Raw genomic sequence first — 20858 nt, forward strand, 5'->3', positions numbered from 1 at the left:
TTTGATTAGGCGGCCGCTTGCCGCAATTCTTTTTTCCGTTCCAATTCGAAGCGCTTCGTCTCGGCGACGACGACACCCGACAAGAACAAGAGACCAATCAAGTTCGGGATCGCCATCAGTCCGTTGAAGACGTCCGAGATCGCCCAAATCAGATTCAAGTTCGTCGTCATCGCACCAAGTCCAGCGACGAGGATATACATCATCCGATACGGAACGATCGCTTTCTCCCCGAGCAGATAATAGACCGACCGTTCGCCGTAATAGCACCAGCCGATGACCGTCGAGAAAGCGAAAAAGACGAGCGAGATCGTGACGATGAGTTCCCCAATCGGGCCGAGGAAGTAAGCGAATGACGCTTGCGTCAACTCGATACCTTGGAGCCCGCCCGTATATTGACCGCTCATGACGATCGTCAATCCGGTGATCGAACAGACGATGAGCGTATCGATCAATACTTGCGTCATCGAGACGAGCGCTTGCCGTCCCGGGAAATCGGTCTTCGCGGCAGCAGCTGCGATCGGCGCCGAACCGAGACCCGCCTCGTTCGAGAACACGCCTCGGGCAACTCCGTAACGGATGGCCGCACCGAGCGCCCCGCCGCCGATGGCCTCCGCACTGAACGTGCTCGAGAAGATGGTCGCGAATGCCGACGGAATCAACTCGAAGTTCATGACGAGGATAACGAGTCCGCCCCCGACATAACCGATAATCATGACCGGTACGAACACACTGACGACTTTCCCGATTGATTTGACGCCACCGAGGATGACGAATCCTGTAAGTACCATGAGCACGATACCCGTCACGAGCATCGGAATTCCGAATGACGTATTGAGCGCCATACTGATCGAGTTCGTTTGGACGCCGTTACCGATACCGAACGCGGCAATCGCAGCGAACAAGGCGAACGTCATACCGAGCCATTTTTTCTTCAATCCGTGCTCCAAATAATACATCGGCCCGCCGGCAATCTCGCCCCGCTCATCGACGACACGATATTTGACGGCGAGAATCGCCTCGGCGTACTTCGTCGCCATTCCGATGAAACCGGAGAGCCACATCCAGACGATGGCGCCCGGTCCCCCAAGGACGACCGCCGTCGCGACACCGACCATGTTGCCGGTCCCGACCGTGGCCGCGAGCGCCGTCATGAGTGCTTGGAAATGTGAGATATCCCCGCGCTGCCGCTTCTGTTTCGCGACCTCTGCGTCCGTCTGCTGTTTCGGGATGAACGCTTCTTTCAAACCGACACCGAGACGTGTCACTTGGATAAAGCCGAGCCGGAACGTCAAGTAAATCCCGGTCCCAATCAATAGAATCAACAAATGTGGTCCCCAGACGAGATTCGATAGACTCGTCAAGACCGCTTCAAATTGCTCCATGCTACTCTGCCCCCTATGTAAATCTGGTGTTCACCGTCCCTTCATATTTTTCAGAACATTCTCAACTTCGTCAAGTTGACAAGGCATTAATCCGGTCCGGTGTCGTGTAATATTTTTGTAATATACCACTTTTGCGCTTTATCTTATCCTGATTCTGAATTTAGTATTTGAAATAAAATTGTAATGCGAGGCGCACAAAAAAACGGCCCCCGTTTTGGAAGCCGTCTCGTTTCATGTCGTGAGCGCCGCGACGACCTCGTCGACGTGTCCGTTCACTTTCACACTGCGCCATTCCTGTTCGATATAGCCGTCCTCGTTGATGAGGAACGTCGAACGGACGATGCCATAGTACTCTTTCCCGTAATTCTTTTTCAATTGCCAAACGCCGTATAGCTCCGACACCTCATGCGTGTCGTCAACGAGCAAATCGAACGGCAGCTCATGTTTGGCGATGAAGTTTTGGTGCTTCTTCTGGCTATCGGCCGAGATGCCGAGGACGACGGCCCCGTTCAATCTCGGTGTCGCGTCACGGAAATCACACGCCTCGGTCGTGCAGCCCGGCGTCGCGTCCTTCGGGTAGAAATAAAGGACGACTTTCTGACCACGATAGTCCTCGAGCGAGATCATGTCCCCGTTTTGGTTCGGTAATGTGAATGTCGGTGCTAACATATTGCTTCCTCCTTATCCGAACGACGGGTCGACGAGGTTCTCGTCATAACCGTCAATCGCTTGTTCTAATTTTTGTTTGAGCGGTTCGAGCACTTCGAGATACTCGACCGGGTCTTCTGTCGCGGCTGCTTTTTGGAGCTCCGCCTCGTTGTCGGTATACCACGTCCGGTACGCCTCGAAGTAGTCGGTCATCGTATCTTGATTCTCTGGTACGGTGAGTGTCTCGGACATGAGCAAGAAGACGTTATTGTCGGCTTCGAGCGCCATATAGTCGGTTTGGGCGTTCACTCGGTCATAAATCGGACCGGCTTCATCTTCCGGCACGTCGGCGAGACGGGCGTTCGCTTCCGGATTCACCCCGTACTCGTTCGCCTCGATGCCCGTCAGCATGACTCCGACTTCTCCGATCACGTCGGCCGGGAGCAAGGCCGGTGTGACGACGAGTTTCCAGTCCTCCCCTTCTTTGATGGCGACTTTCGAGAGCCGGTTCGGCAGTTCGTTGCCATCCGCGTCTTCCATCTCGTGGACGATGAAAGCGACGTCCCCGTCCTCGTTCACCCAGCTCTCGTACATATCGCCTGGTGTGAGCTCGCGCGTCTTCGCGCCCGTTGCCGGGATGGCGGTCAACTCGCCCGCATAGTCGATGGCTTTGAGTGCCGCCGCATCACCGTTTTCGAGCGCTTGTTGGTATGACGTATACAAGGTCTCGACCGCTTCCGGGAGCGGCGTTTTCGTCTCTTCGGCCGCCTCTTCCGTCGGCGTTTCGTCCGCCGTCCCGCATCCCGCGAGCAACACGGTCAGCGCGAGCGGCATCATCCACTTGTTCATTCAATCATTCCCTTCGCAAGTCGTCCTGTACCCTCATCCTACCACGACTCGATTTCGAGCGAAAACGACAAGCTTTTCTGGAAAATTGTTTCACTAGGATTTCACCAAGATTTTCGATACAATACAGACGTAAGCGCTTAACTGCTTGATCACTTTTTAAGGGGGAACGAGAATGATTCCATACAAACATGAACCATTCACAGACTTTACAAACAAAGAGAACGCCGCAGCCATCCAAGCGGCAATCGAGAAAGTGAACGGTGAGCTTGGGAAAGACTATCCGCTCGTAATCGGTGGGGAAAAAGTTACGACGGAAAGCAAAATCACGTCTTACAACCCAGCTAACAAAGAAGAAGTCATCGGACACGTCTCGAAAGCGAACCAAGAGCTCGCGGAGCGTGCGATGCAAGAAGCGCTCACTGCGTTCGACTCATGGCGTCACGTCGACCCGGCCGTCCGTGCCGACGTCTTGTTCAAAGCGGCGAACATCGTCCGCAAACGCAAGCACGAGTTCTCGGCCTACCTCGTCAAAGAGGCAGGCAAGCCGTGGAACGAAGCAGACGCGGATACAGCGGAAGCGATCGACTTCATGGAGTACTACGCACGTCAAATGCTCGAACTCAAACCAGGTAAAAAAGTCGAGAGCCGTCCGGGCGAATACAACCGCTATGACTACATCCCACTCGGGGTCGGGATCGTCATCAGCCCTTGGAACTTCCCGTTCGCGATCATGGCAGGGACGGCCGTCGCGGCCATCGTCGCCGGTAACACGATCCTCTTGAAACCAGCTTCGACGACACCGATCGTCGCTGCGAAATTCGTCGAGGTCATGGAAGAAGCAGGCTTGCCGGAAGGTGTCCTCAACTTCATCCCGGGACCAGGCGCTGAAGTCGGTGACTACCTCGTCGACCATCCGAAGACACGCTTCATCAGCTTCACAGGCTCACGTGACGTGGGCTTGCGCATCAACGAGCGCGCCTCGAAATTGAACGACGGCCAAATCTGGCTCAAACGTGTCATCGCTGAGATGGGCGGAAAAGACACGATCGTCGTCGACGAATCAGCGGACCTCGAACTCGCGGCCCAATCGATCGTCAAATCGGCATTCGGTTTCTCAGGTCAAAAATGTTCGGCTTGTTCACGTGCCGTCATCGTCGACAGCGTGTATGACACGGTGCTCGATCGCGTCGTCGAATTGACGAACGAACTCTCGGTCGGCAACACCGAGCAGAACGAACACTTCATGGGACCGGTCATCGATGCGGCCGCGTTCAAGAAGATCACGTCATACTTCGATGTCGCCAAAGAAGAAGGCAAGATCGTCGCCGGCGGAAAAGCGGACGACTCGACAGGCTACTTCGTCGAGCCGACGGTCGTCGCCGACGTCGCACCGAAAGCACGTCTCATGCAAGAAGAGATCTTTGGACCGATCGTCGCCTTCACGAAAGCGAAAGATTTCAAAGAAGCGATCGACATCGCCAACAACACGGAATACGGCTTGACGGGTGCCGTCCTCACGCGTGACCGCTCAAACCAAGAGTACGCGCGTCAGAACTTCCACGTCGGCAACTTGTATTTCAACCGTGGCTGCACAGGCGCCATCGTCGGCTATCAGCCGTTCGGCGGATTCAACATGTCAGGCACAGACTCAAAAGCAGGCGGACCGGATTACATCCAGCTCCACATGCAAGCAAAAACGACGTCTGAGACGTTTTAATCCATCAGCCCGGCTCATTGGAGTCGGGCTTTCTTTCAACAAAGGAGGTTTCCCCATGGAGACGTTTGACGATTTTTTAGCCACGATTGACGACCCGGAACGCCGGGCCAAGCTGGACGACGTATTCGTCTGGGTCCGGAAGACGTTCTCCAACCTCGAGGAGCGCATCGCCTGGAATCAGCCGATGTTCACCGATCACGGGACGTTCATCATCGCCTTCAGTGTGTCCAAAGCGCATTTCGCCGTCGCCCCGGAGTCCGTCCCGCTCGAGGTGTTCAAGGCGCGCATCCAGGAGTCGGGCTACACGCAGACGAAGCAGCTGTTCCGCATCAAGTGGGACCAAACCGTCGACTACGACTTGCTTCGTGACATCATCGCGTTCAATATCGAGGATAAGGCCGGTCACACGTCGTTCTGGCGTTGACCTGAAAAAAGGAGCGGTGACGCGCATGTCACCGCTCCTTTGCTGTGGCTTATCCTAACGCCACGTCCAACATCATCATGATCGTGAAGCCGAGCATGAGCGCCATCGACGCCATGTCTTTATGTCCGTTCTCTTGCGACCCCGGGATGACCTCTTCGACGACGACGAAAATCATCGCCCCGGCGGCAAAGCTTAACGCGAACGGCAACAGCGGCTCCATGACGAGCACGGCCCATACCCCGACAAGCGCGGCCACCGGTTCGACCATACCCGATAACTGGCCGTAGAAAAAGCTGCGGCGTCGAGAGAGGCCGTCCCGCCTGAGCGGAAGCGACACGGCAGCCCCTTCCGGAAAGTTTTGAATGCCGATCCCGATGGCCAACGCGATGGCACCCGTCAGCGAAGCGGACGGGAAATCGGCCGCGACCGCCCCGAAGGCGACGCCGACGGCCAGTCCTTCCGGAATGTTGTGCAGCGTGATCGCCAAGACGAGCAACGTGCTCCGCTTTCGTTTTTGCGGGCGGATACCTTCCGCGTCCTCAATCGGAGATGTCGGATGCACGTGCGGGATCAGTTTATCGACGACCGCCAAAAACAGACCGCCCGCTAAAAAGCCGACGGTGGTCGGCAACAAAGCCGGCATCGCGTCTTGCTCCGCCATCTCGATGGCTGGCGCAAGGAGTGACCAAAAACTAGCGGCGATCATGACCCCGCCGGCAAACCCGAGCATACTGTCCATCAACCGCGCGTTGATCGACTTCGTCATATAGACGATGGTCGCCCCAAGCGCGGTCATCCCCCACGTGAACATCGTCCCGAGCAGTGCCTGCATGGCCGGGCTCAGTTGAGCCACCCATTCCCACATCACCGTCGCCCCCTTTTCACCTTATTCTTTTCCCGGGACACACGCGTTGCTAACGACAAAAAAAAAGGAGAGCCGGTTCGCTCTCCTCCATACTATTAAAACGCGCGCATCAAGTTCGCCATCTCGATGGCCGCCGTCGCTGCTTCCCACCCTTTATTTCCGGCTTTCGTACCGGCGCGCTCGATGGCCTGCTCAATCGTCTCGGTCGTCAAGACACCGAAGATGACCGGCACTTCTGACTGATAACTTGCTTGGGCGACACCTTTCGCCGCTTCGCTGCAGACGTAGTCGAAGTGCGGCGTCGCCCCGCGGATGACGGCACCGAGTGTGATGACGGCGTCATATTTCTTGCTCATCGCCATCTTTTTGGCGACGAGGGGGAGTTCGAACGCTCCCGGGACGAATGCGATCTCGACGTCATCTTGTTCGACGCCGTGGCGCTTGAGCGCATCTTTCGCCCCGTCCAGCAAGCGCATCGTGATGAGATCATTGAACCGTCCGACGACGATTCCGACTTTCAAGCCTTTTCCGACCAAGTTTCCTTCAAATGTATGCATCATGATTCTTCTCCTCCAAAGTGGTTCATTTTTTGTTGTTTCGTCATTCGGTACTTCTCGTTCGCCGCATGGGCGCCGACGATAATCGGGACACGTTCGATGACCGTGATCCCGCACGCTTCCAAGGCGTCGACTTTTTCCGGGTTGTTCGTCATGAGCCGGACTTTCGTGATCCCGAGGTCACGAAGCATCGCCGCGCTGACCCGGTAATCGCGTAAATCGGCGTGCAGACCGAGCGCGACGTTCGCCTCGACCGTATCAAGCCCTTGTTCTTGTAGTTCGTACGCCTTCAACTTGTTGAGCAGACCGATGCCGCGCCCTTCTTGTCGCATGTACAAGATGACACCGCCTTCGGCTTCCACTTTCGCCATCGCTGTGTCGAGTTGTGGCCCGCAATCGCAACGATAGGAGCCGAACACGTCGCCGGTCAGACACTCGGAATGGATGCGGACGAGCGGCGCATGTTCGAGTTCACCTTTCAGGAGTGCGACGTGCTCTTCCCGGTCGAGGACGTTCCGATACCCGATCAATCGGAAGTCCCCTTTCACCGAGGGGAGCGAGACGTCCGCCTCTCGACTGGCGAGGTCCGTCTCCATATAGCGGACGAGCGCCTCGATCGTGATGAACTTTAAACCATGCGCTTCCGCGACGCGTTCAAGGTCCGGCACCCGGGCCATCTCGCCGTCCGGGCGGATAATCTCACAGATGACGGCGACCGGTTCACTTCCGGCGAGTCGCGCCAAATCGACCGACGCTTCTGTATGTCCACGTCGTACCGAGACGCCACCTTTTTTCGCGATGAGCGGGAAGATATGTCCCGGACGTTGAAAATCAGCCGGACGGGCGTTGATGTTCGCGAGTTCGCGCACTGTATGCGCCCGTTCGCTCGCCGAGATGCCCGTCGTCGAATCGATGTGATCGACGCTGACCGTGAACGCCGTCCCGTGTGGATCGGTGCTGTTTGCGACCATCGGCTGCAAGTCGAGCCGGACGGCCACTTCTTCGGCGAGGGAGGCGCAGACGAGTCCTTTCCCTTCCGTGATGAGGAAGTTCATCGTCTCTGCGGTCATTTTATCCGCGAGCACGACGAAGTCCCCTTCGTTCTCACGGTCCTCATCGTCGACGACGATAATCGGTCGTCCCATCTTCAAGTCTTCGACTGCTTCTTCAATCGTGTGGAACATTACCATCCCGCCTTTCCATACCCTTGCGACGCCAGCGATTCGAGCGTCATCGGTTTTTGACTTACGAGTTTTTCCATATATTTAGCTAACATGTCACATTCCAAATTGACCGCGTCTCCTGCCTGTTTCATCCCGAGCACCGTCTCACTGTACGTATGCGGGATAAGCGACAACGTGAATCCGCGTTCGGTGACATCAAACACCGTCAAGCTCGTCCCGTCGACCGAAATCGAACCTTTCGGGACGATATAGCGGAGGAGCGACGGCTCACAGCTGATGTCGACATAGACGGCGTTCGCGAGCGACCGTTTTTTGACGATGCGTCCGACCCCGTCGACGTGACCCGAGACGAAATGGCCGCCGAAGCGTCCGTTCGCGGGCATGGCCCGCTCCAAGTTGACGCTCGTACCGGGGCGGACCCCGTCGAGACTCGACGCCTTGAGCGTCTCCGGCATGACGTCGACCGAGAAACTGTCGCGGTCGAACGTCGTCACGGTGAGACAGATGCCGTTGACGGAGATGCTGTCACCGAGCTTCACATCCTCGAGGACGACCTGTCCGGCGAGCGTGAGCCGCAGGGATGGACCGTTCCGTTTCACTGCCTTGACACTGCCAATCTCTTCAACGATTCCCGTGAACATCGGACTCCTCCTTTCGCATGATCAGTTTGATATCGATGCCGACCGTCTCGACCGATTGAACCTCATACCATTCGACCGCATCGAGCGGCCCATCATGATGCGAGCGGTAGAAACCGCCCTTGCCGCCGAATACGCGTGGCGACTGGTACATGACCCACTCGTCGACGAACTGTCCGTCCAAGAGTGAAGTGACGAGTGTCGGTCCCGCTTCGACGAGCAGGCGGCCGATGCCGCGTGCGTAGACGTCTTGCAGGACAGCTTCGAGCGATGTGTAGTCGGCGATTTCGACGCCATTCGCTGTCAGCGCGTCACGTTTTGTTTGGTCGTCCGAAGTCGTGTACAGAAGCACCGGTACGTCGGTCGCCGTTCGGACGAGCTGACTCGAGAGCGGCGTACGCAACTCACGGTCGAGCACGATTCGGAGCGGTTGTGTCATCTCACGGTCGAGCCGGACGGTGAGTGCCGGATCGTCGGCGAGGACGGTGCCGACACCGGTCAAAACGGCGTCGACCGTCGCCCGCAGTTCATGGACGTCCCGTCTCGCTACTGTCCCGGTCACCCACTTGCTGTCACCGTGATCGAGCGCGACTTTGCCGTCGAGGCTCGTCGCCGTCTTCAAGATGACGTACGGTCGTCTCGTCTCGAGCGACCGCAAGAACGCCGTATTGAGCGCTCGCGCCTCGCTTTCGAGCAGTCCGACCTCGACGTCAATCCCGGCCGCTTTCAATCGGGCGATGCCGCGCCCTGACACGAGCGGGTTCGGGTCTTCCATCGCGACGACGGCACGCTTGATGCCAGACTCGACGAGCAGATCGGCGCACAGTGGCGTCTTGCCGTGATGCGAGCACGGTTCGAGCGTGACGTAAATCGTCGCACCGTACGCGGCAGCGCCGGCCATGCGGATGGCGTGCACCTCGGCGTGCGCTTCTCCTGCCTTCAAGTGGGCACCGAACCCGACGACCCGGCCGTCCTTGACGACGACGGCGCCGACGCGCGGGTTGATGCCGGTCGATGAGGCGAACTTGGCCAATTGGATGGCTTGTTGCATGTACTGATTCATAATCTCCCTCCTTGTTTCGCACAAACAAAAAGACCTCAAGGAATGATCCTCAAGGTCTCGGTGGGAGGTGTCGGTCGTCATTTGGGCAAGCCAAATAAGCGTTTTCTTTACAGAAAAACGTACGACGAACTACAGGTCGCGCGGACCTGTTCTGTTTCCTTCTCCCATCCAGACTATACTGTCGGCTCTAGAATCGCACTAGATCCACCGTTCGCACACATGCGCCCGGGTCACGGACTTAAGGCTCGCGCCTATCACCGCCGGTTGGGACTTTCACCCGACCCCGAAGGAATATTTGTTTGTACGATTCCACTTTAGCGCAAAAATAAATCGATGGCAAAACGAAATGCGCAAAAAGGCGCCGCTCGTTTGAGCAGCGCCTTCAGAATCATGCCAAGAATAGGACGACGAGGAGACCGACGATCCAGCAATAGAACGAGAAATATTTGAGTTCGCCTTTTGCCATGATGTGTTGGAACCATTTGAGCGAGATGGCCGTGAGCGCATACGAGGCGATGAACGCCAAGATGAGCGGTCCGAACAGTTCGCGCGTTTCCGGATTCGTGAACAGCGCCGGTCCATCTAAAATCATCGTCCCGAGACTGACCGGGATGAAGAGGAAGAACGAGAAGCGGAGGGCCGACTCTTGCTTGATGCCGAGGAGCATCGCCATGACGATCGTGGCGCCGGAGCGGCTGATCCCTGGAATGAGGGCGACCGCTTGAGCAAGACCGATCAAAATCGCGTCGCGGAGCGTGATGCCGCCGTCGCCTTTGTTCCCGCGCATGTTGCGGATGAACCAGAGCGCGAGGCCGGTCAAGATGAGCGTGTAACCGACCGTGGCGACTCCACCGAGCGTCTCCCCGATCCAATCACCGAACAAGACACCGAGCAAACCGGCCGGGACGGTCGCGACGAGCAAGAGTCCGATGAACTTGACGTCAATCATCGTCTCGTCGCTGCGATCTTTCTTAAATAAGAACGTCCATAGACTCACGATGAGACGGACGACGTCTTTGCGATAAATCGTCAAGACAGCGAGTAGCGAGGCAAAGTTCACGAAAATCTCGAACGAGAGTCCCGGTAATTGGATATCAAACAGCTCTTGGAAGATGACCAAGTGACCGCTTGACGAGATTGGGATCGGCTCCGTGAAGCCTTGAATCAAACCGAGCAGTAAGTAGAACAACCATATTGTCATATCATAATATCCTCTTTTCTTTTTTACGTCAATTCCATTATTTTAGCAGACCGCCTATTCCACTGACCACACTTTCAAAGAAAATTCGTTATTTTCAAAACTTTCATTGATTAGTCTGAAAATTAAATTTATTATAGAAGAGTACTCAACTGGTGCAACGGTGATGACCCCATTGGCCAGTTGGGTACTTTTTCGTACAGAATATGACATTTCAGCCACCATAAAACTTTTTGTTTACAATTGAACCCATTTACTATTAAATTTGTAATAGAACTGTTACCATTTTTTCTAATTTCATACCAGACCTTAGACCTATCCCGTTTCAAATTTGGTATGAAAAACTTGAAAAATGCACTTATAAATTGTAAAAACTGGCCGATAGTATGATTGTAGAAGCAATTTCGTAATCTTTGTCGGTTCAGATATGAGTCCATGGAAGGAGGAACCATCATTGAGTCAAACGCTATCCACTAAATCCCACCACTTGTCCACCGAACAACAGAGGATGATTCACTGTATCCGTCTACTCGGCGACTTGTTGAAGGAACGTCCACGTCGCTCTGTGTATCGTCGCTTCGCGATGGAACAAAGCTGGCCATCTCCCGAGTCGATTATCCGACAGTTCGGGTCATGGGCCGAGGCGCTCGCCATCGCCGGCTACGAATGGCATGGAGAGGCGACCGTCGACCTCCCGGATAAAATGCCGAAGTACACGCGCGAAGATATCATCGAGACGCTTGCCCTCTACTCGCGTGACATGGGATCGATTATCACGCTCAAAAAATATCAGGAATGGCGCAAGCTTCATCCGAAAGCACCGAGCCATTACCATATCGTCAAGACGTTCGGCTCATGGCACGATGCGTGTGCCGAGGCCGGACTTGAAGCGAGTGTGACCTATTCCAAATCCGAGCTCTCGAACGCACTCCGTGAAGCGATTCACGAGATGGGCTTCTCTCTTTCCTTTGAAGCGTATCGCGAATGGGCAAAACGAAACAACAAACCATCCACGAAAGCCATCCTTCATCGTTACGGCTCGTGGTCGGCGGCGATTCACGCGGTCGAGTCAGAAATCTTCAATCAGAAATTATAATCTTTCATTCATAAGGAGGACGCCGGGTATCCGGTGTCCTCCTTTATTTTGTAGGTGTACCGTTGTCGCTCGTCCTTTCGGCGCCCACGCTTTCTGCAGGCAATCCCGGAGCCGCATCGCTTACGCTGCTGGGTCTCCGTCGGATTGCTGTCCTGCAAGAGTCGGGGCGCCGAGGGACGAGCGAATCGAATTCGATTTAACATTCGTTCATCGGCCCAAGCATCGTTCATGTTGATCAGACAAAAAAGGAGAACACCGATGAGCCGGTGTTCTCCTTCATCATTGAATCCGTTCCGTCGACGTGTCGCGGTAATGGGCGACCCGGTCCCGTCCATTGAATTTCGCACCGACGTACATGGCCCGGTCGGCGTGGCGGAGCAATGTATCGAGATCCTCGTACTCGTGGATCGTCTCGATGCCGATGCTCGCCGTCACCTGGATGCGAATCCCTTCCGATCCGAACGGATGGTTGCGGAGCGCTTGACGAATCTTCTCCCCCGTCACGATGGCCGCGGCCTCATCCATCCGTGGGAAGACGAAGACGAACTCTTCGCCGCCGTAACGGGTGACGAGGTCCCCACTCCGGATGAGACGCGTAAACAACACGCCGGCCTCAATCAACACCTCATCCCCGAACGCGTGACCGTACGTGTCGTTGATCGCCTTGAAATGATCGAGGTCGACCAAGAACACCGACAACGGATACGATGCGACATCGTTCAACCGCTCTTTCGTCCACCGCTTGAGCGCCCGCTGGTTCGGGAGTCCCGTCATCGGATCGGTCAAACTTTCATGTTGGAGACGGTTCCGTTCGTCGATCCGTTCGAGCGACCAGGACAGTGTCTTCAACAGGCGATGGAGCTCGACGGCGATCGCCCCGTCGTAAGCTCCGTTCGCCGTCGTCGAGATCATACAGCTGACCGCGTTCGTCGTGCTCGACACCGGTTGGATGACGAGTGCCGAATGATGGAGCTCGGTTTGATGTGCCTGCAGGTCGGGATGCCACTCATGAAGCGAATCATACACAAAGTATGGTTCTTCCGCATCACGGTGCCGTTCGAGTGTGTAGGCGTCGGCGACGGGGGTGGACGTACGACCGCTGATATCATAAAACGTCCGGTGCTCGTCCCGATTGACTTGGAGCCAGCCGCGCTCGAGCTCGACGACTTCCCGGAGCCCGTTCCAAAACTTCTCGATGAGGAGTTGCTCGTTGTCGACGCGGTACAGTTGCTCTTTCAACCGTTCGACTTGATCGATCTTCGACTGCGTCTCTTCGGTCTCCGTCGCTTTCGATAATCCCATCTTGAGGAGCGACAGGATGAGGAACGTCGCCATCAGCCCCGTGTATCCGAACAGTTGGAACGCCTCGATGGCGACCATCGTGAACAACAGCTCGAGCGAGATGACGAGCCAGTCAAAACGGAGCAAACGCCACATGATCGGGAGCGGGATCCGTTCCCCAATCAGGAACCGCGATAGCAGGAAACTGAAGGCGAGGACGAGGAACAAGACGGCAAAGAAGCCAATCAGCGCCGTACCTTGTTCGAGCAGATGAACGTTCGGTCCAATCTGTCCGCCGAGCCGCAAATAGACGAGCCCCGGCAAGACGAGGAGCATCGCCTCGATCAACGTATTGAGCGGATAGAAATGCAAAAAACGCCGACGTCCGACTTTGTTCGTGAACGTCCGGGCCTGAAACGTGAGTAAGAGGAGCTGTCCCATCAACAAGGCCGGCAACAGGCCGTACAAGAAGAACGTCATGAAGACGAACATCTCATGGAACGTAAAGTGAAGGTGCCGCCGCTTGAGCGGGTTCATGACGAACAGGGCGCCGAGCGTGAAGATGAACCAAAATAACGACCAATCAAACGTACCGATGCCGAGCCACATGTAGGCGAGGATTCCCATGAAGACGAGCGACCACGAGAACCAGCTTCTGATGAGGTACTTCCGAAATCGCATCGTCTCCCCCCTTTTCTTTATCATTCCTACATAGTATGAAGGGTTTTGGTGGAAGATTCCAGCCGTTGTTTGAAAGTTGTGACAATAAAAAAAGATTGCGACTCGCGTCACGATCCTGTCATCACTTTGCTTTTAAGAACGAAAAACCAATTGAGCCTGACCCCGTGTGGGCCCCAAGGAGCGGTGCGAGTGTGTCGACCCGAATTTTGGCTTTATCGCCGAGTTCACGTTTCCACGACTCGGCCAGTTCTGGCACGTTCCCGTGGAAAATCGAGACGTCCGTGCACTCACCCGAATCGATGACTTGACGGAGCGCTTCGAACAACTGGGCTTGCGCCTTCTTATACGTCCGAACCGTTTGATACGGAACGATAAGACCGTCTTCGAAGCGAAGCACCGGCTTCAATTGCAACATATTCCCGATGAGCGCTTTCGACTTCGAGATCCGGCCGCCTTTTTGCATTTGCGTCAAGTTTTGCAAAATCAATTCGATGTGGACGTCCTCGACTCGTTGTTTCATATACGCTTCGACGTCCTCGAGTGTATCCCCACGCTCGACGCGTTCAATCAACTCTTCGAGCATGAGCCCCATCGTGTAGATGCCGGCCCGTGAGTCGATGGCGAGCAGTTTGAACTCGGCAATCTCTGCACCTTGAACCGATGCCGAATACGTCCCGCTCAAGTCCGACGACAAGTGGACGGCGATGCCCATATCATATTGATCTTTGATGCTCTCATACAAAGTGACGAAGTCGCCGATGGCCGGTTGGCTCGTCGAGACGCGTTCACCTGCGTCGATCCATTCGTACACAGTCTTGGCATCGACCTCGACCCCGTCTTTATACGGCTGGTCGCCTTTGACGACGTAGAGCGGAACGATATGGATGTCCGGGTGGTGTTGAATCGAATCAGGAAGGACGACCGTGCTGTCCGTAATATAAGCAATTTTCATAGTAGGATTCTCCTTCAATCAATATTAGTACCTGGTAATATTATTTTATCACAGGTGAAGCGGTTTCACTATTTTTTCAAAATTGAAATCCTATGAAGTTTCACATATTCCCGTCCGCGATGTGCTCGAAACGGGTAAAAGATAACATCGGACAAAGGAGGAATCGGTATGATTCACATTCAGCACGTCAATAAAATCTATAAGACCGGGGACGTCGAGACCGCGGCGTTGAAAGACATCGATTTGACGATCAATGACGGGGCCTTCGTCGTCATCCTCGGCCCGAGCGGGAGCGGCAAGAGTACGCTGTTGAACGTCATCAGTGGCCTCGACACGGTGACGTCCGGGACGATCACGTTCGGTGACACCGTCTTGACGGACTTATCGTCCGAGCAGATGACAGCGTTTCGACGCGACCATCTCGGCTTCATCTTTCAACAATATAATCTACTCCAAAACTTGACCGTCTACGAGAACGTTCAAATCGGGGCCGATTTATCGACCGACCCGCTCCCAATCGAAAAGTTGTTGGATCAAGTCGGGTTAGCGGCTGCCCGTGACAAATACCCGTACCAATTATCGGGCGGCGAGCAACAACGCGTCTCGGTCGCCCGGAGTCTCGCCAAAAATCCGTCCATCATCTTCTGCGACGAACCGACGGGCTCGCTCGATGAAAACAATTCAAAACGGGTGCTCGAACTGCTCGAGCGCTTGAACGAGACGTACAACAAGACGATCGTCGTCATCACGCACAACACGGGCATCAGTGAGATGGCCGATGACGTCATCAAAATGAACTCGGGACGGATCGTGGAGTATACGCACAACCCGGTCCGAAAAGCCGCTCGCGACATCCACTGGGGGTGAGACAGATGCTGTATAAAAACGTATGGAAGACGCTCGCTGGCAAATGGATGCAGCTCCTTGCCATCGCCGTCATCATCGTCATGAGCTCGCTCACGTATACGATGATGTTTTATGGCATCAGCGGCATCGAAGTGCCGACCGAGGAGTATCTCGCCTCATCGAATCAAGAGGATTTTGCCGTCGAGATGCTGAACCGGGTCACGGAAGAAGAGGCGGCCTTGCCTGAGTTGGCGGACTTCATCGCCTCCGGCCGCTACACGCTCTCGGACTTGCGACGTGTCGACGAGGCGGCGTTCGATGACTTGATCGCGGCACGCATCGACGCCGTCGAGGGCGAGATGGACGGCGCGACGCTTGAGCTCCGCGCCTCGAAGCTATTGACCTACCCGTTCGGCTCGAGCGAACACCGCGGACTCGTCTTGAAAGAAGCGGACACGATCAACGTGTCTTATCTCGAGGCTGGCAAGCGGCCTGAGCAAAACGATGAGATCGCCATCAATGCGAAATACGCCGAGAAGAACGGGATTGAAATCGGTGATTCGCTCGACCTCGGTACCCCTTTCACGGTGAGCGGATTCGTCTTGTTCCCTGACTACACGCTCCCGCTGTTTGATGAGAACTTCTTCAATTTGGATCCCGGCACGCAGACACTCCTTTTGATGACGGACGCCGCCTACGACGAGGTGATTGGAACCGAATCGTTCCGCCTTGCCGGTGTCACTGACGGGACGGTCGTGACCGACGTCGAGCTCCCGTTCGTCATCTCGGTCATGGAAACGGAAAACATCATGCGCAGCGGCGCCATCTATAGCGAGATCTCATCTGGTAAAGCGATGGCGCTCGGCTTGAGCCTGTTCATCGTCTCGATTGCCGTCATCATCGTCGCCATCCTGATTTCGAACATGCTCGAGGCCGAGCGCGGACAAATCGGGCTCTTGAAAGCAATTGGCTACAACCGCCGCCAAATCGCGGTCCCGTACCTAGTCTTCATCTTGTTGTTCGCGACGCTCATGCTCGTCATCGGCTATTTCCTCGGGCTCTACTTCGCCGAGCCGCTCAAAAACCTGTACCTCGATTTCTATCTATTGCCGTCCATCACCATCGCCCAAAGCCCGCTCGTCTTTCTCACGGCCGTCTTCGCCCCGCTCCTGTTCTTCGCGCTCGTGGCGGGAGCCGTCATCTATAAAATCATGGGCGAGAGCGCTCTCGCTTTGCTGTCGCCTCGAGACAACGCCTCACTCAATCGACTGAGCCGCATCGTCAGCCGTCTGCTCCGGAACGCCCGCGGCAAGACGAAATTCAAATATTTATACGCCGTCAAAAGCACGGGTAGCTTCATCATCTTCTTTTTCGGTATCCTGTTCTCGACGCTCCTCATCGTCTTCGCCCTCATGATGAACGGGGCGGTCGACCGGATGACGGTCGGCGAGTTGAACGAGGCCGACTATGAATATGAGGCGTACACGACGACGCAACCCGTGCTCGAAGATGGACAAGAGCCGTTCCTCACCTACCCGTTCGCCTTCGCTCAAGACAACCTTGTCACGTTGAAAGGGCTCGATGCGACGAACACACTCTACCCTCTCGAAGACGAAGACGGGAACGAACTGGTACCGAAAGCGGATGAGATCATCGTCAACGCCTCACTCGCCTTGAAGCTCGGCCTCGAGACCGGGGACACGCTTGACATCGAACTCGACAACGAGACGTTGTCGTACCCGATCGGAGGTATCGCCGACGAATATGCGGGCGATGTCGTCTACCTGCCTCGGGCAACGCTCAGCGAACAATTATCGGGCGGGACGACACGTGATTTGTTCAACGGGATTTACGCGACCGAACGGCCGGACGAGACGGACTATCCGACGGTCATCTCACGAAGCGGTCTGATTGAGCAGTCCCAATCGATCAATGAGTACATGAACTTGATGATGAACGTCATGATCGGCGGATCGGCCTTGATCGCCTTCAGCATCCTGTTCGTCTTGACCGCACTCACGGTCGAGAAAAATTATTACGTCATCTCGCTCTTGAAAGTGATGGGCTACGACCGGCGCGAGGTCCGCTCGATGATTCTCAACAGCTACTTCATCTACGCGCTCATCTCGGCCCTGCTCAGCATCCCGATCGCCCTCGTCATCTTGCGGGTCATCGTCGTCGTGTTCGCGGAAGATTATGGACTCGTCTTGCCGCTCGAGTTCGAGTGGATTTATCTGCTTTACACACTCGGTGCGGTGACGCTCCTCTTCTTCGCAAGCACGTTCATCAGCCGTCGCAAGATCGATCAGATTCCGCTCCAAGAAGTATTGAAGACGTATCAAGAATAATTTTTCGCCAAATAGGGCATAATAAGAGAAGAGACCAGGCCTCTCCCTGTGAGGGGCCTGACTATTTGAAGAAGAGGATGATTCTTATGAACCGTACACAAGTATTGCTCGCCATTCCAGGAAACTGGTCATCGGCCGAGGCAGTCAGCGAACAAATCAGTTTACATAGCGAAGGCTACACGATGGCTGGCCTACTGCTGTTAGAAGATGAGACCGGAAAAGCATTCACGGTCGAAGTCGTCGAGCGCGACCCGGCTCTCGCCGAAGCGATGATTCATGCCAGCTCGGGCGGTTTCACGCCGAAAATCGCGAAAGGGCTTACCCGCCACACGCACATCGTCTATTTGATCGTCGACGTCAATGACGTGACGGACATCGCGGCGGCCCGCCGTGCGGCCAATGCCATCTTGAACGCCGGCGGACTCGGCGTCATGGTCGAGACGGCTGGGGTCGCCTACTCGAAAGACGAATGGCAAGAGTCGAAAGAAGAAGACCTCGCCCTCGACTACTCGCTTCTCACAGCCATCACGGAAGAAGAAGACGCCTATGTCTCGTGGGGCATGAAAGCGTTCGGTCACGCCGACGTCGCCGTACCGGCCACGCTCGAAATTGAAGACGCGATTCACGTCGTCCATTCGTTCAACTTCCACCTCATTTCGGGTGGATCGATGTTCGGGGACGGGGACAGCTTCACGTTCGAGGACGGCAAAACGTTCACGGTCGAGATGGGTGAAGACGAGCGGACGTCCATCGACAACTTGCTTCATAACCCGTTCGGCTTGATTTACCTCGTGCCACAAGTCGCAGCAGAATAAAAACAAGGGCTCACAGACTTTCGTCTGTGGGCCCTTATTTTGGTTGCGGCGGCATATCGAGCGGCAAGAAATAATGCGCGCACCCTTCCCAACCGAGCTGTTCACTCAACAGGTCTAACGATGTCCGGAAGAACGCTTGGATGTCACTTGACCGATCGACCTTCTCGAGCGACAAGAAACATTCGCTCATGTTGGCGTCATAGTAGGCGTCCGCTGGTTGAATCCGGTCCGAGGCGAGCTCGGAGTATTGAAACGGATACGGCAAGATAAAGAACATCGGCACGTCGACGGACGCATCCCCGAGCCAAAACCCGAACTCGATCATGTGCTCATCGAACGCCGTCTTCTCAATCAGTTTGTCTTCCGGGAACGGCTCGAACTTCCCGTAGACGATCATCGACGACACGTCGAAAGTGCCCCAAAACAAAGCCGGTTTCACTTTCCGGCATCGGAGCGGGGCGAGAAACCTCGCTTGTTCCCGCGCGGCATATTGGAACAGCCGCACCCCTTTCAGCGCGGCATCGGCATCGTAAGCGAGCGGCGCCACATCCCGGTCCAAGTATCTGAGTTCTCGCATTTCCTGCGTCTTCGGATTGAGGGTAAGGCGGATGCCGGACGCTTGAAGCGTACCGATGATTTCCATGTAATACGTTTTGAGCGATTTTCCGTCCTCAAGCGGAAACATCGCTCGATTCGACTCGACGTGCACCGTAATGATTCCAGCCGCGACGTCGACGTCAATCTCGAACAACGTCTCCCCGCTCCAAAGCGGTCCCGTCGAAAATCCATTCACGGTGAGCGGTAACGTGACGTGGGCCCATTGCGGTTCTTGCGGGGCGAGGCCGAGTTTTATTTTCCCAAGAATTTGCGAGACGAGATGGAGCGTGAGCTTCGTGTCCGCCCATTCGGAGTGGCGTATGATTTCCATCAGCGTTTCCTCATTTCTTCATTCGAACAAGTGACGCAGCTACTCCCCTGATTCCCTGTCCTCGACGCAAACAACCAAAAAAATCCACAGACGAGTGTCTGTGGATTCAACCGCGCATCTCTTGGAGACGCTCGAGTTGATGGGTCAGCTCGCCGATGGGGACGAACCGGGCCCGGCGGAGCGTCTCTCTGCCGTCGAGGAAAAACAGGACGACCGGGACGGTGAAAATCGAGTAGGCGCCGGCAATTTCCGGTACCTCATCCGAATCGACGGCAATCGCCTCGATATCGGGGAACTCCGTCAACATCTCTTCGACTTGCGGTTTGAGCGAGTGGCAGACGCTACAGGTCGGATGCGAGACGTAGACGAGCAATTGGTCCGAGTCCGCAATCCGGTCTTGTAGCGCCGTGAGTGTGGTGACAGCTTCCATCAAACTCCCTCCTTTACGGTTACGCGTTGAGCCAGAGAATCCCGACCGTCTCAAACCCTGCGTGAACCGCGATCGACGGACAGAAACGCGTCTTGACGATTTCAATGTCAGGCAATTTTGCTTGGATGAGCGCGACGATATTGTCTTGCATCTCCGGCGCGAGCGCCGTTTGGACGAAGACGCGGTTGTTGTGGATGCCGTTCGCGGCGTGGCGACGTTCGAGCTCGGTCACCATCTCGGCGTATGCTTTTTTAAGCGAGCGTGCTTTTTTGAACGGGATGACTTTCCCCGTCTCATCGAGCGTGATAATCGGTTTGATGTTGAGGATGTTGGCGAGGAACATCTCGCCTGACGAGACGCGGCCGCCGCGGCGCATCGTTTCCATGTTGCCGATAATCATGAAGAAGTTCTTCTTATCGCGCCACGCTTCGAGCAAGGCGACAATCTCTTCGACCGACTTGCCTTCAGCTTCGGCGGCAAGACCGAGACGGACGAGTTCTTGCTGCGCCTCGAGCGCTGCGTGCGAATCGACCGTATATACTTTGAAGCCGGCCGCTTCGGCCGCTGCACTCGAGTTCTTCACGGTCGAACTCAAGCCGTTCGAGCAATGGACGGCGATGGCGCAATCATATCCTTCTTCTTTCAAACGTTCATAGCGGGCGATGAAGTCGCCGAAAATCGGCTGTGACGTCTTCGCCTCTTTCTTTTGGTCGATCATATAGCGGTGCAAGTCTTCGAGCGACAAGTCGACTTCGCTATAGCCGCTGCCGTCGACAATCAGTTGAATCGGGACGATATCGACACCGAGACGGGCCGCCTCTTCCTTCGAGAAATTGGCCATACTATCGGTAATCCATGCGATTTTGGTCATAACAAAAATCCTCCAATGGTCGTTCAATTTTTTCCTTTCTCATTATACCTTATTTTCCGGATTCGTTCCTTTCCGACTCATTCGC

20 protein-coding genes and 1 riboswitch are annotated in these 20858 nt (G+C 55.3%); of the genes, 6 read left to right on the forward strand and 14 right to left on the reverse strand.

What is annotated here, in order from left to right:
- Nucleotides 1-5 precede the first annotated feature (5 nt).
- From KNP74_RS03875 to KNP74_RS03885, 3 genes are all read right to left on the reverse strand, one after another.
- A complete protein-coding gene (locus KNP74_RS03875) occupies nt 6-1382 on the reverse strand; it encodes an alanine/glycine:cation symporter family protein (RefSeq protein WP_138858992.1) in 1377 nt (458 codons plus the stop codon).
- Between the two features lie 231 nt (nt 1383-1613).
- Nucleotides 1614-2051: a thioredoxin-dependent thiol peroxidase gene (gene bcp / locus KNP74_RS03880; RefSeq protein WP_021066484.1), complete on the reverse strand. Its 438-nt coding sequence runs from the start codon at nt 2049-2051 to the stop codon at nt 1614-1616.
- A gap of 12 nt (nt 2052-2063) precedes the next feature.
- Nucleotides 2064-2879 (reverse strand): nuclear transport factor 2 family protein, encoded by an 816-nt coding sequence (locus KNP74_RS03885; protein ID WP_214763445.1) that lies wholly within the window; start codon nt 2877-2879, stop codon nt 2064-2066.
- Between the two features lie 172 nt (nt 2880-3051).
- Here KNP74_RS03885 and pruA point away from each other — a divergent pair, with 172 nt between their 5' ends.
- Nucleotides 3052-4596, forward strand: coding sequence for an L-glutamate gamma-semialdehyde dehydrogenase (gene pruA / locus KNP74_RS03890; protein ID WP_214763447.1), 1545 nt, complete (start codon nt 3052-3054; stop codon nt 4594-4596).
- Between the two features lie 55 nt (nt 4597-4651).
- A complete protein-coding gene (locus KNP74_RS03895) occupies nt 4652-5020 on the forward strand; it encodes an iron chaperone (protein ID WP_214763448.1) in 369 nt (122 codons plus the stop codon).
- A 49-nt stretch (nt 5021-5069) separates the two neighbouring features.
- On the opposite strand, the gene KNP74_RS03900 is transcribed toward KNP74_RS03895, so the two are convergent.
- The 6 genes from KNP74_RS03900 to KNP74_RS03925 form a co-directional block, all read right to left on the reverse strand.
- Nucleotides 5070-5885 carry a ZIP family metal transporter gene (locus tag KNP74_RS03900; protein WP_214763450.1) on the reverse strand — a complete coding sequence of 272 codons (816 nt, stop codon included), beginning with the start codon at nt 5883-5885 and terminating at the stop codon, nt 5070-5072.
- A gap of 95 nt (nt 5886-5980) precedes the next feature.
- Nucleotides 5981-6445: a 6,7-dimethyl-8-ribityllumazine synthase gene (gene ribH, locus KNP74_RS03905; RefSeq protein ID WP_034778766.1), complete on the reverse strand. Its 465-nt coding sequence runs from the start codon at nt 6443-6445 to the stop codon at nt 5981-5983.
- Nucleotides 6442-7626: a 3,4-dihydroxy-2-butanone-4-phosphate synthase gene (gene ribB / locus KNP74_RS03910; RefSeq protein ID WP_214710931.1), complete on the reverse strand. Its 1185-nt coding sequence runs from the start codon at nt 7624-7626 to the stop codon at nt 6442-6444. Before ribB ends, ribH begins: the two co-directional genes overlap by 4 nt.
- Nucleotides 7626-8267, reverse strand: coding sequence for a riboflavin synthase (gene ribE / locus KNP74_RS03915; protein ID WP_214710930.1), 642 nt, complete (start codon nt 8265-8267; stop codon nt 7626-7628). Before ribE ends, ribB begins: the two co-directional genes overlap by 1 nt.
- The gene (gene ribD, locus KNP74_RS03920; protein WP_214763451.1) at nt 8248-9327 is read right to left on the reverse strand and encodes a bifunctional diaminohydroxyphosphoribosylaminopyrimidine deaminase/5-amino-6-(5-phosphoribosylamino)uracil reductase RibD; all 1080 of its coding nucleotides are present in this window, start codon (nt 9325-9327) and stop codon (nt 8248-8250) included. The genes ribE and ribD overlap by 20 nt, the downstream gene beginning before the upstream one ends.
- Before the next feature lie 152 nt (nt 9328-9479).
- Nucleotides 9480-9622: riboswitch (FMN riboswitch) on the reverse strand.
- Between the two features lie 93 nt (nt 9623-9715).
- Complete coding sequence (locus KNP74_RS03925) at nt 9716-10528, reverse strand: undecaprenyl-diphosphate phosphatase (protein WP_214763452.1); 813 nt, start codon at nt 10526-10528, stop codon at nt 9716-9718.
- A 451-nt stretch (nt 10529-10979) separates the two neighbouring features.
- Here KNP74_RS03925 and KNP74_RS03930 point away from each other — a divergent pair, with 451 nt between their 5' ends.
- Complete coding sequence (locus tag KNP74_RS03930) at nt 10980-11621, forward strand: homing endonuclease associated repeat-containing protein (RefSeq protein ID WP_233004553.1); 642 nt, start codon at nt 10980-10982, stop codon at nt 11619-11621.
- 279 nt (nt 11622-11900) lie between these two features.
- On the opposite strand, the gene KNP74_RS03935 is transcribed toward KNP74_RS03930, so the two are convergent.
- Entirely contained in the window at nt 11901-13583 is a 1683-nt protein-coding gene (locus KNP74_RS03935; RefSeq protein ID WP_214763453.1) for a GGDEF domain-containing protein, read from the reverse strand.
- A gap of 121 nt (nt 13584-13704) precedes the next feature.
- Nucleotides 13705-14535: a DegV family protein gene (locus KNP74_RS03940; RefSeq protein ID WP_214754012.1), complete on the reverse strand. Its 831-nt coding sequence runs from the start codon at nt 14533-14535 to the stop codon at nt 13705-13707.
- 168 nt (nt 14536-14703) lie between these two features.
- On the opposite strand from KNP74_RS03940, the gene KNP74_RS03945 reads away from it, so the two are divergent.
- The 3 genes from KNP74_RS03945 to KNP74_RS03955 all read left to right on the forward strand — a co-directional run bounded on the left by KNP74_RS03945 (nt 14704) and on the right by KNP74_RS03955 (nt 18544).
- Nucleotides 14704-15402 carry an ABC transporter ATP-binding protein gene (locus tag KNP74_RS03945; RefSeq protein WP_214763454.1) on the forward strand — a complete coding sequence of 233 codons (699 nt, stop codon included), beginning with the start codon at nt 14704-14706 and terminating at the stop codon, nt 15400-15402.
- 5 nt (nt 15403-15407) lie between these two features.
- Nucleotides 15408-17729 (forward strand): ABC transporter permease, encoded by a 2322-nt coding sequence (locus tag KNP74_RS03950; protein ID WP_214763455.1) that lies wholly within the window; start codon nt 15408-15410, stop codon nt 17727-17729.
- An 86-nt stretch (nt 17730-17815) separates the two neighbouring features.
- The gene (locus KNP74_RS03955) at nt 17816-18544 is read left to right on the forward strand and encodes a DUF4261 domain-containing protein (protein ID WP_138858981.1); all 729 of its coding nucleotides are present in this window, start codon (nt 17816-17818) and stop codon (nt 18542-18544) included.
- A gap of 34 nt (nt 18545-18578) precedes the next feature.
- On the opposite strand, the gene KNP74_RS03960 is transcribed toward KNP74_RS03955, so the two are convergent.
- The 3 genes from KNP74_RS03960 to KNP74_RS03970 form a co-directional block, all read right to left on the reverse strand.
- Complete coding sequence (locus KNP74_RS03960; RefSeq protein WP_214763457.1) at nt 18579-19472, reverse strand: DUF5996 family protein; 894 nt, start codon at nt 19470-19472, stop codon at nt 18579-18581.
- A 106-nt stretch (nt 19473-19578) separates the two neighbouring features.
- Nucleotides 19579-19902 (reverse strand): thioredoxin family protein, encoded by a 324-nt coding sequence (locus KNP74_RS03965; RefSeq protein WP_138858979.1) that lies wholly within the window; start codon nt 19900-19902, stop codon nt 19579-19581.
- 19 nt (nt 19903-19921) lie between these two features.
- On the reverse strand, nt 19922-20773 hold the full coding sequence (locus tag KNP74_RS03970) for a DegV family protein (RefSeq protein ID WP_138858978.1): 852 nt from the start codon (nt 20771-20773) through the stop codon (nt 19922-19924).
- Nucleotides 20774-20858: the final 85 nt, after the last annotated feature.

This window comes from Exiguobacterium sp. s141, from assembly GCF_018618085.1.
Lineage (GTDB): Bacteria > Bacillota > Bacilli > Exiguobacteriales > Exiguobacteriaceae > Exiguobacterium > Exiguobacterium mexicanum_A.

Coding starts and splice junctions, on each gene's coding strand:
- KNP74_RS03935 (WP_214763453.1), bottom strand. CDS start 13,583: ATGCGATTTCGGAAGTACCTCATCAGAAGCTGGTTCTCGTGGTCGCTC.
- KNP74_RS03970 (WP_138858978.1), bottom strand. CDS start 20,773: ATGACCAAAATCGCATGGATTACCGATAGTATGGCCAATTTCTCGAAG.
- KNP74_RS03940 (WP_214754012.1), bottom strand. CDS start 14,535: ATGAAAATTGCTTATATTACGGACAGCACGGTCGTCCTTCCTGATTCG.
- KNP74_RS03960 (WP_214763457.1), bottom strand. CDS start 19,472: ATGGAAATCATACGCCACTCCGAATGGGCGGACACGAAGCTCACGCTC.
- KNP74_RS03875 (WP_138858992.1), bottom strand. CDS start 1,382: ATGGAGCAATTTGAAGCGGTCTTGACGAGTCTATCGAATCTCGTCTGG.
- ribH (WP_034778766.1), bottom strand. CDS start 6,445: ATGATGCATACATTTGAAGGAAACTTGGTCGGAAAAGGCTTGAAAGTC.
- KNP74_RS03955 (WP_138858981.1), top strand. CDS start 17,816: ATGAACCGTACACAAGTATTGCTCGCCATTCCAGGAAACTGGTCATCG.
- KNP74_RS03925 (WP_214763452.1), bottom strand. CDS start 10,528: ATGACAATATGGTTGTTCTACTTACTGCTCGGTTTGATTCAAGGCTTC.
- bcp (WP_021066484.1), bottom strand. CDS start 2,051: ATGTTAGCACCGACATTCACATTACCGAACCAAAACGGGGACATGATC.
- KNP74_RS03950 (WP_214763455.1), top strand. CDS start 15,408: ATGCTGTATAAAAACGTATGGAAGACGCTCGCTGGCAAATGGATGCAG.
- KNP74_RS03945 (WP_214763454.1), top strand. CDS start 14,704: ATGATTCACATTCAGCACGTCAATAAAATCTATAAGACCGGGGACGTC.
- KNP74_RS03900 (WP_214763450.1), bottom strand. CDS start 5,885: ATGTGGGAATGGGTGGCTCAACTGAGCCCGGCCATGCAGGCACTGCTC.
- KNP74_RS03965 (WP_138858979.1), bottom strand. CDS start 19,902: ATGGAAGCTGTCACCACACTCACGGCGCTACAAGACCGGATTGCGGAC.
- KNP74_RS03895 (WP_214763448.1), top strand. CDS start 4,652: ATGGAGACGTTTGACGATTTTTTAGCCACGATTGACGACCCGGAACGC.
- KNP74_RS03885 (WP_214763445.1), bottom strand. CDS start 2,879: ATGAACAAGTGGATGATGCCGCTCGCGCTGACCGTGTTGCTCGCGGGA.
- ribE (WP_214710930.1), bottom strand. CDS start 8,267: ATGTTCACGGGAATCGTTGAAGAGATTGGCAGTGTCAAGGCAGTGAAA.
- pruA (WP_214763447.1), top strand. CDS start 3,052: ATGATTCCATACAAACATGAACCATTCACAGACTTTACAAACAAAGAG.
- ribD (WP_214763451.1), bottom strand. CDS start 9,327: ATGAATCAGTACATGCAACAAGCCATCCAATTGGCCAAGTTCGCCTCA.
- ribB (WP_214710931.1), bottom strand. CDS start 7,626: ATGTTCCACACGATTGAAGAAGCAGTCGAAGACTTGAAGATGGGACGA.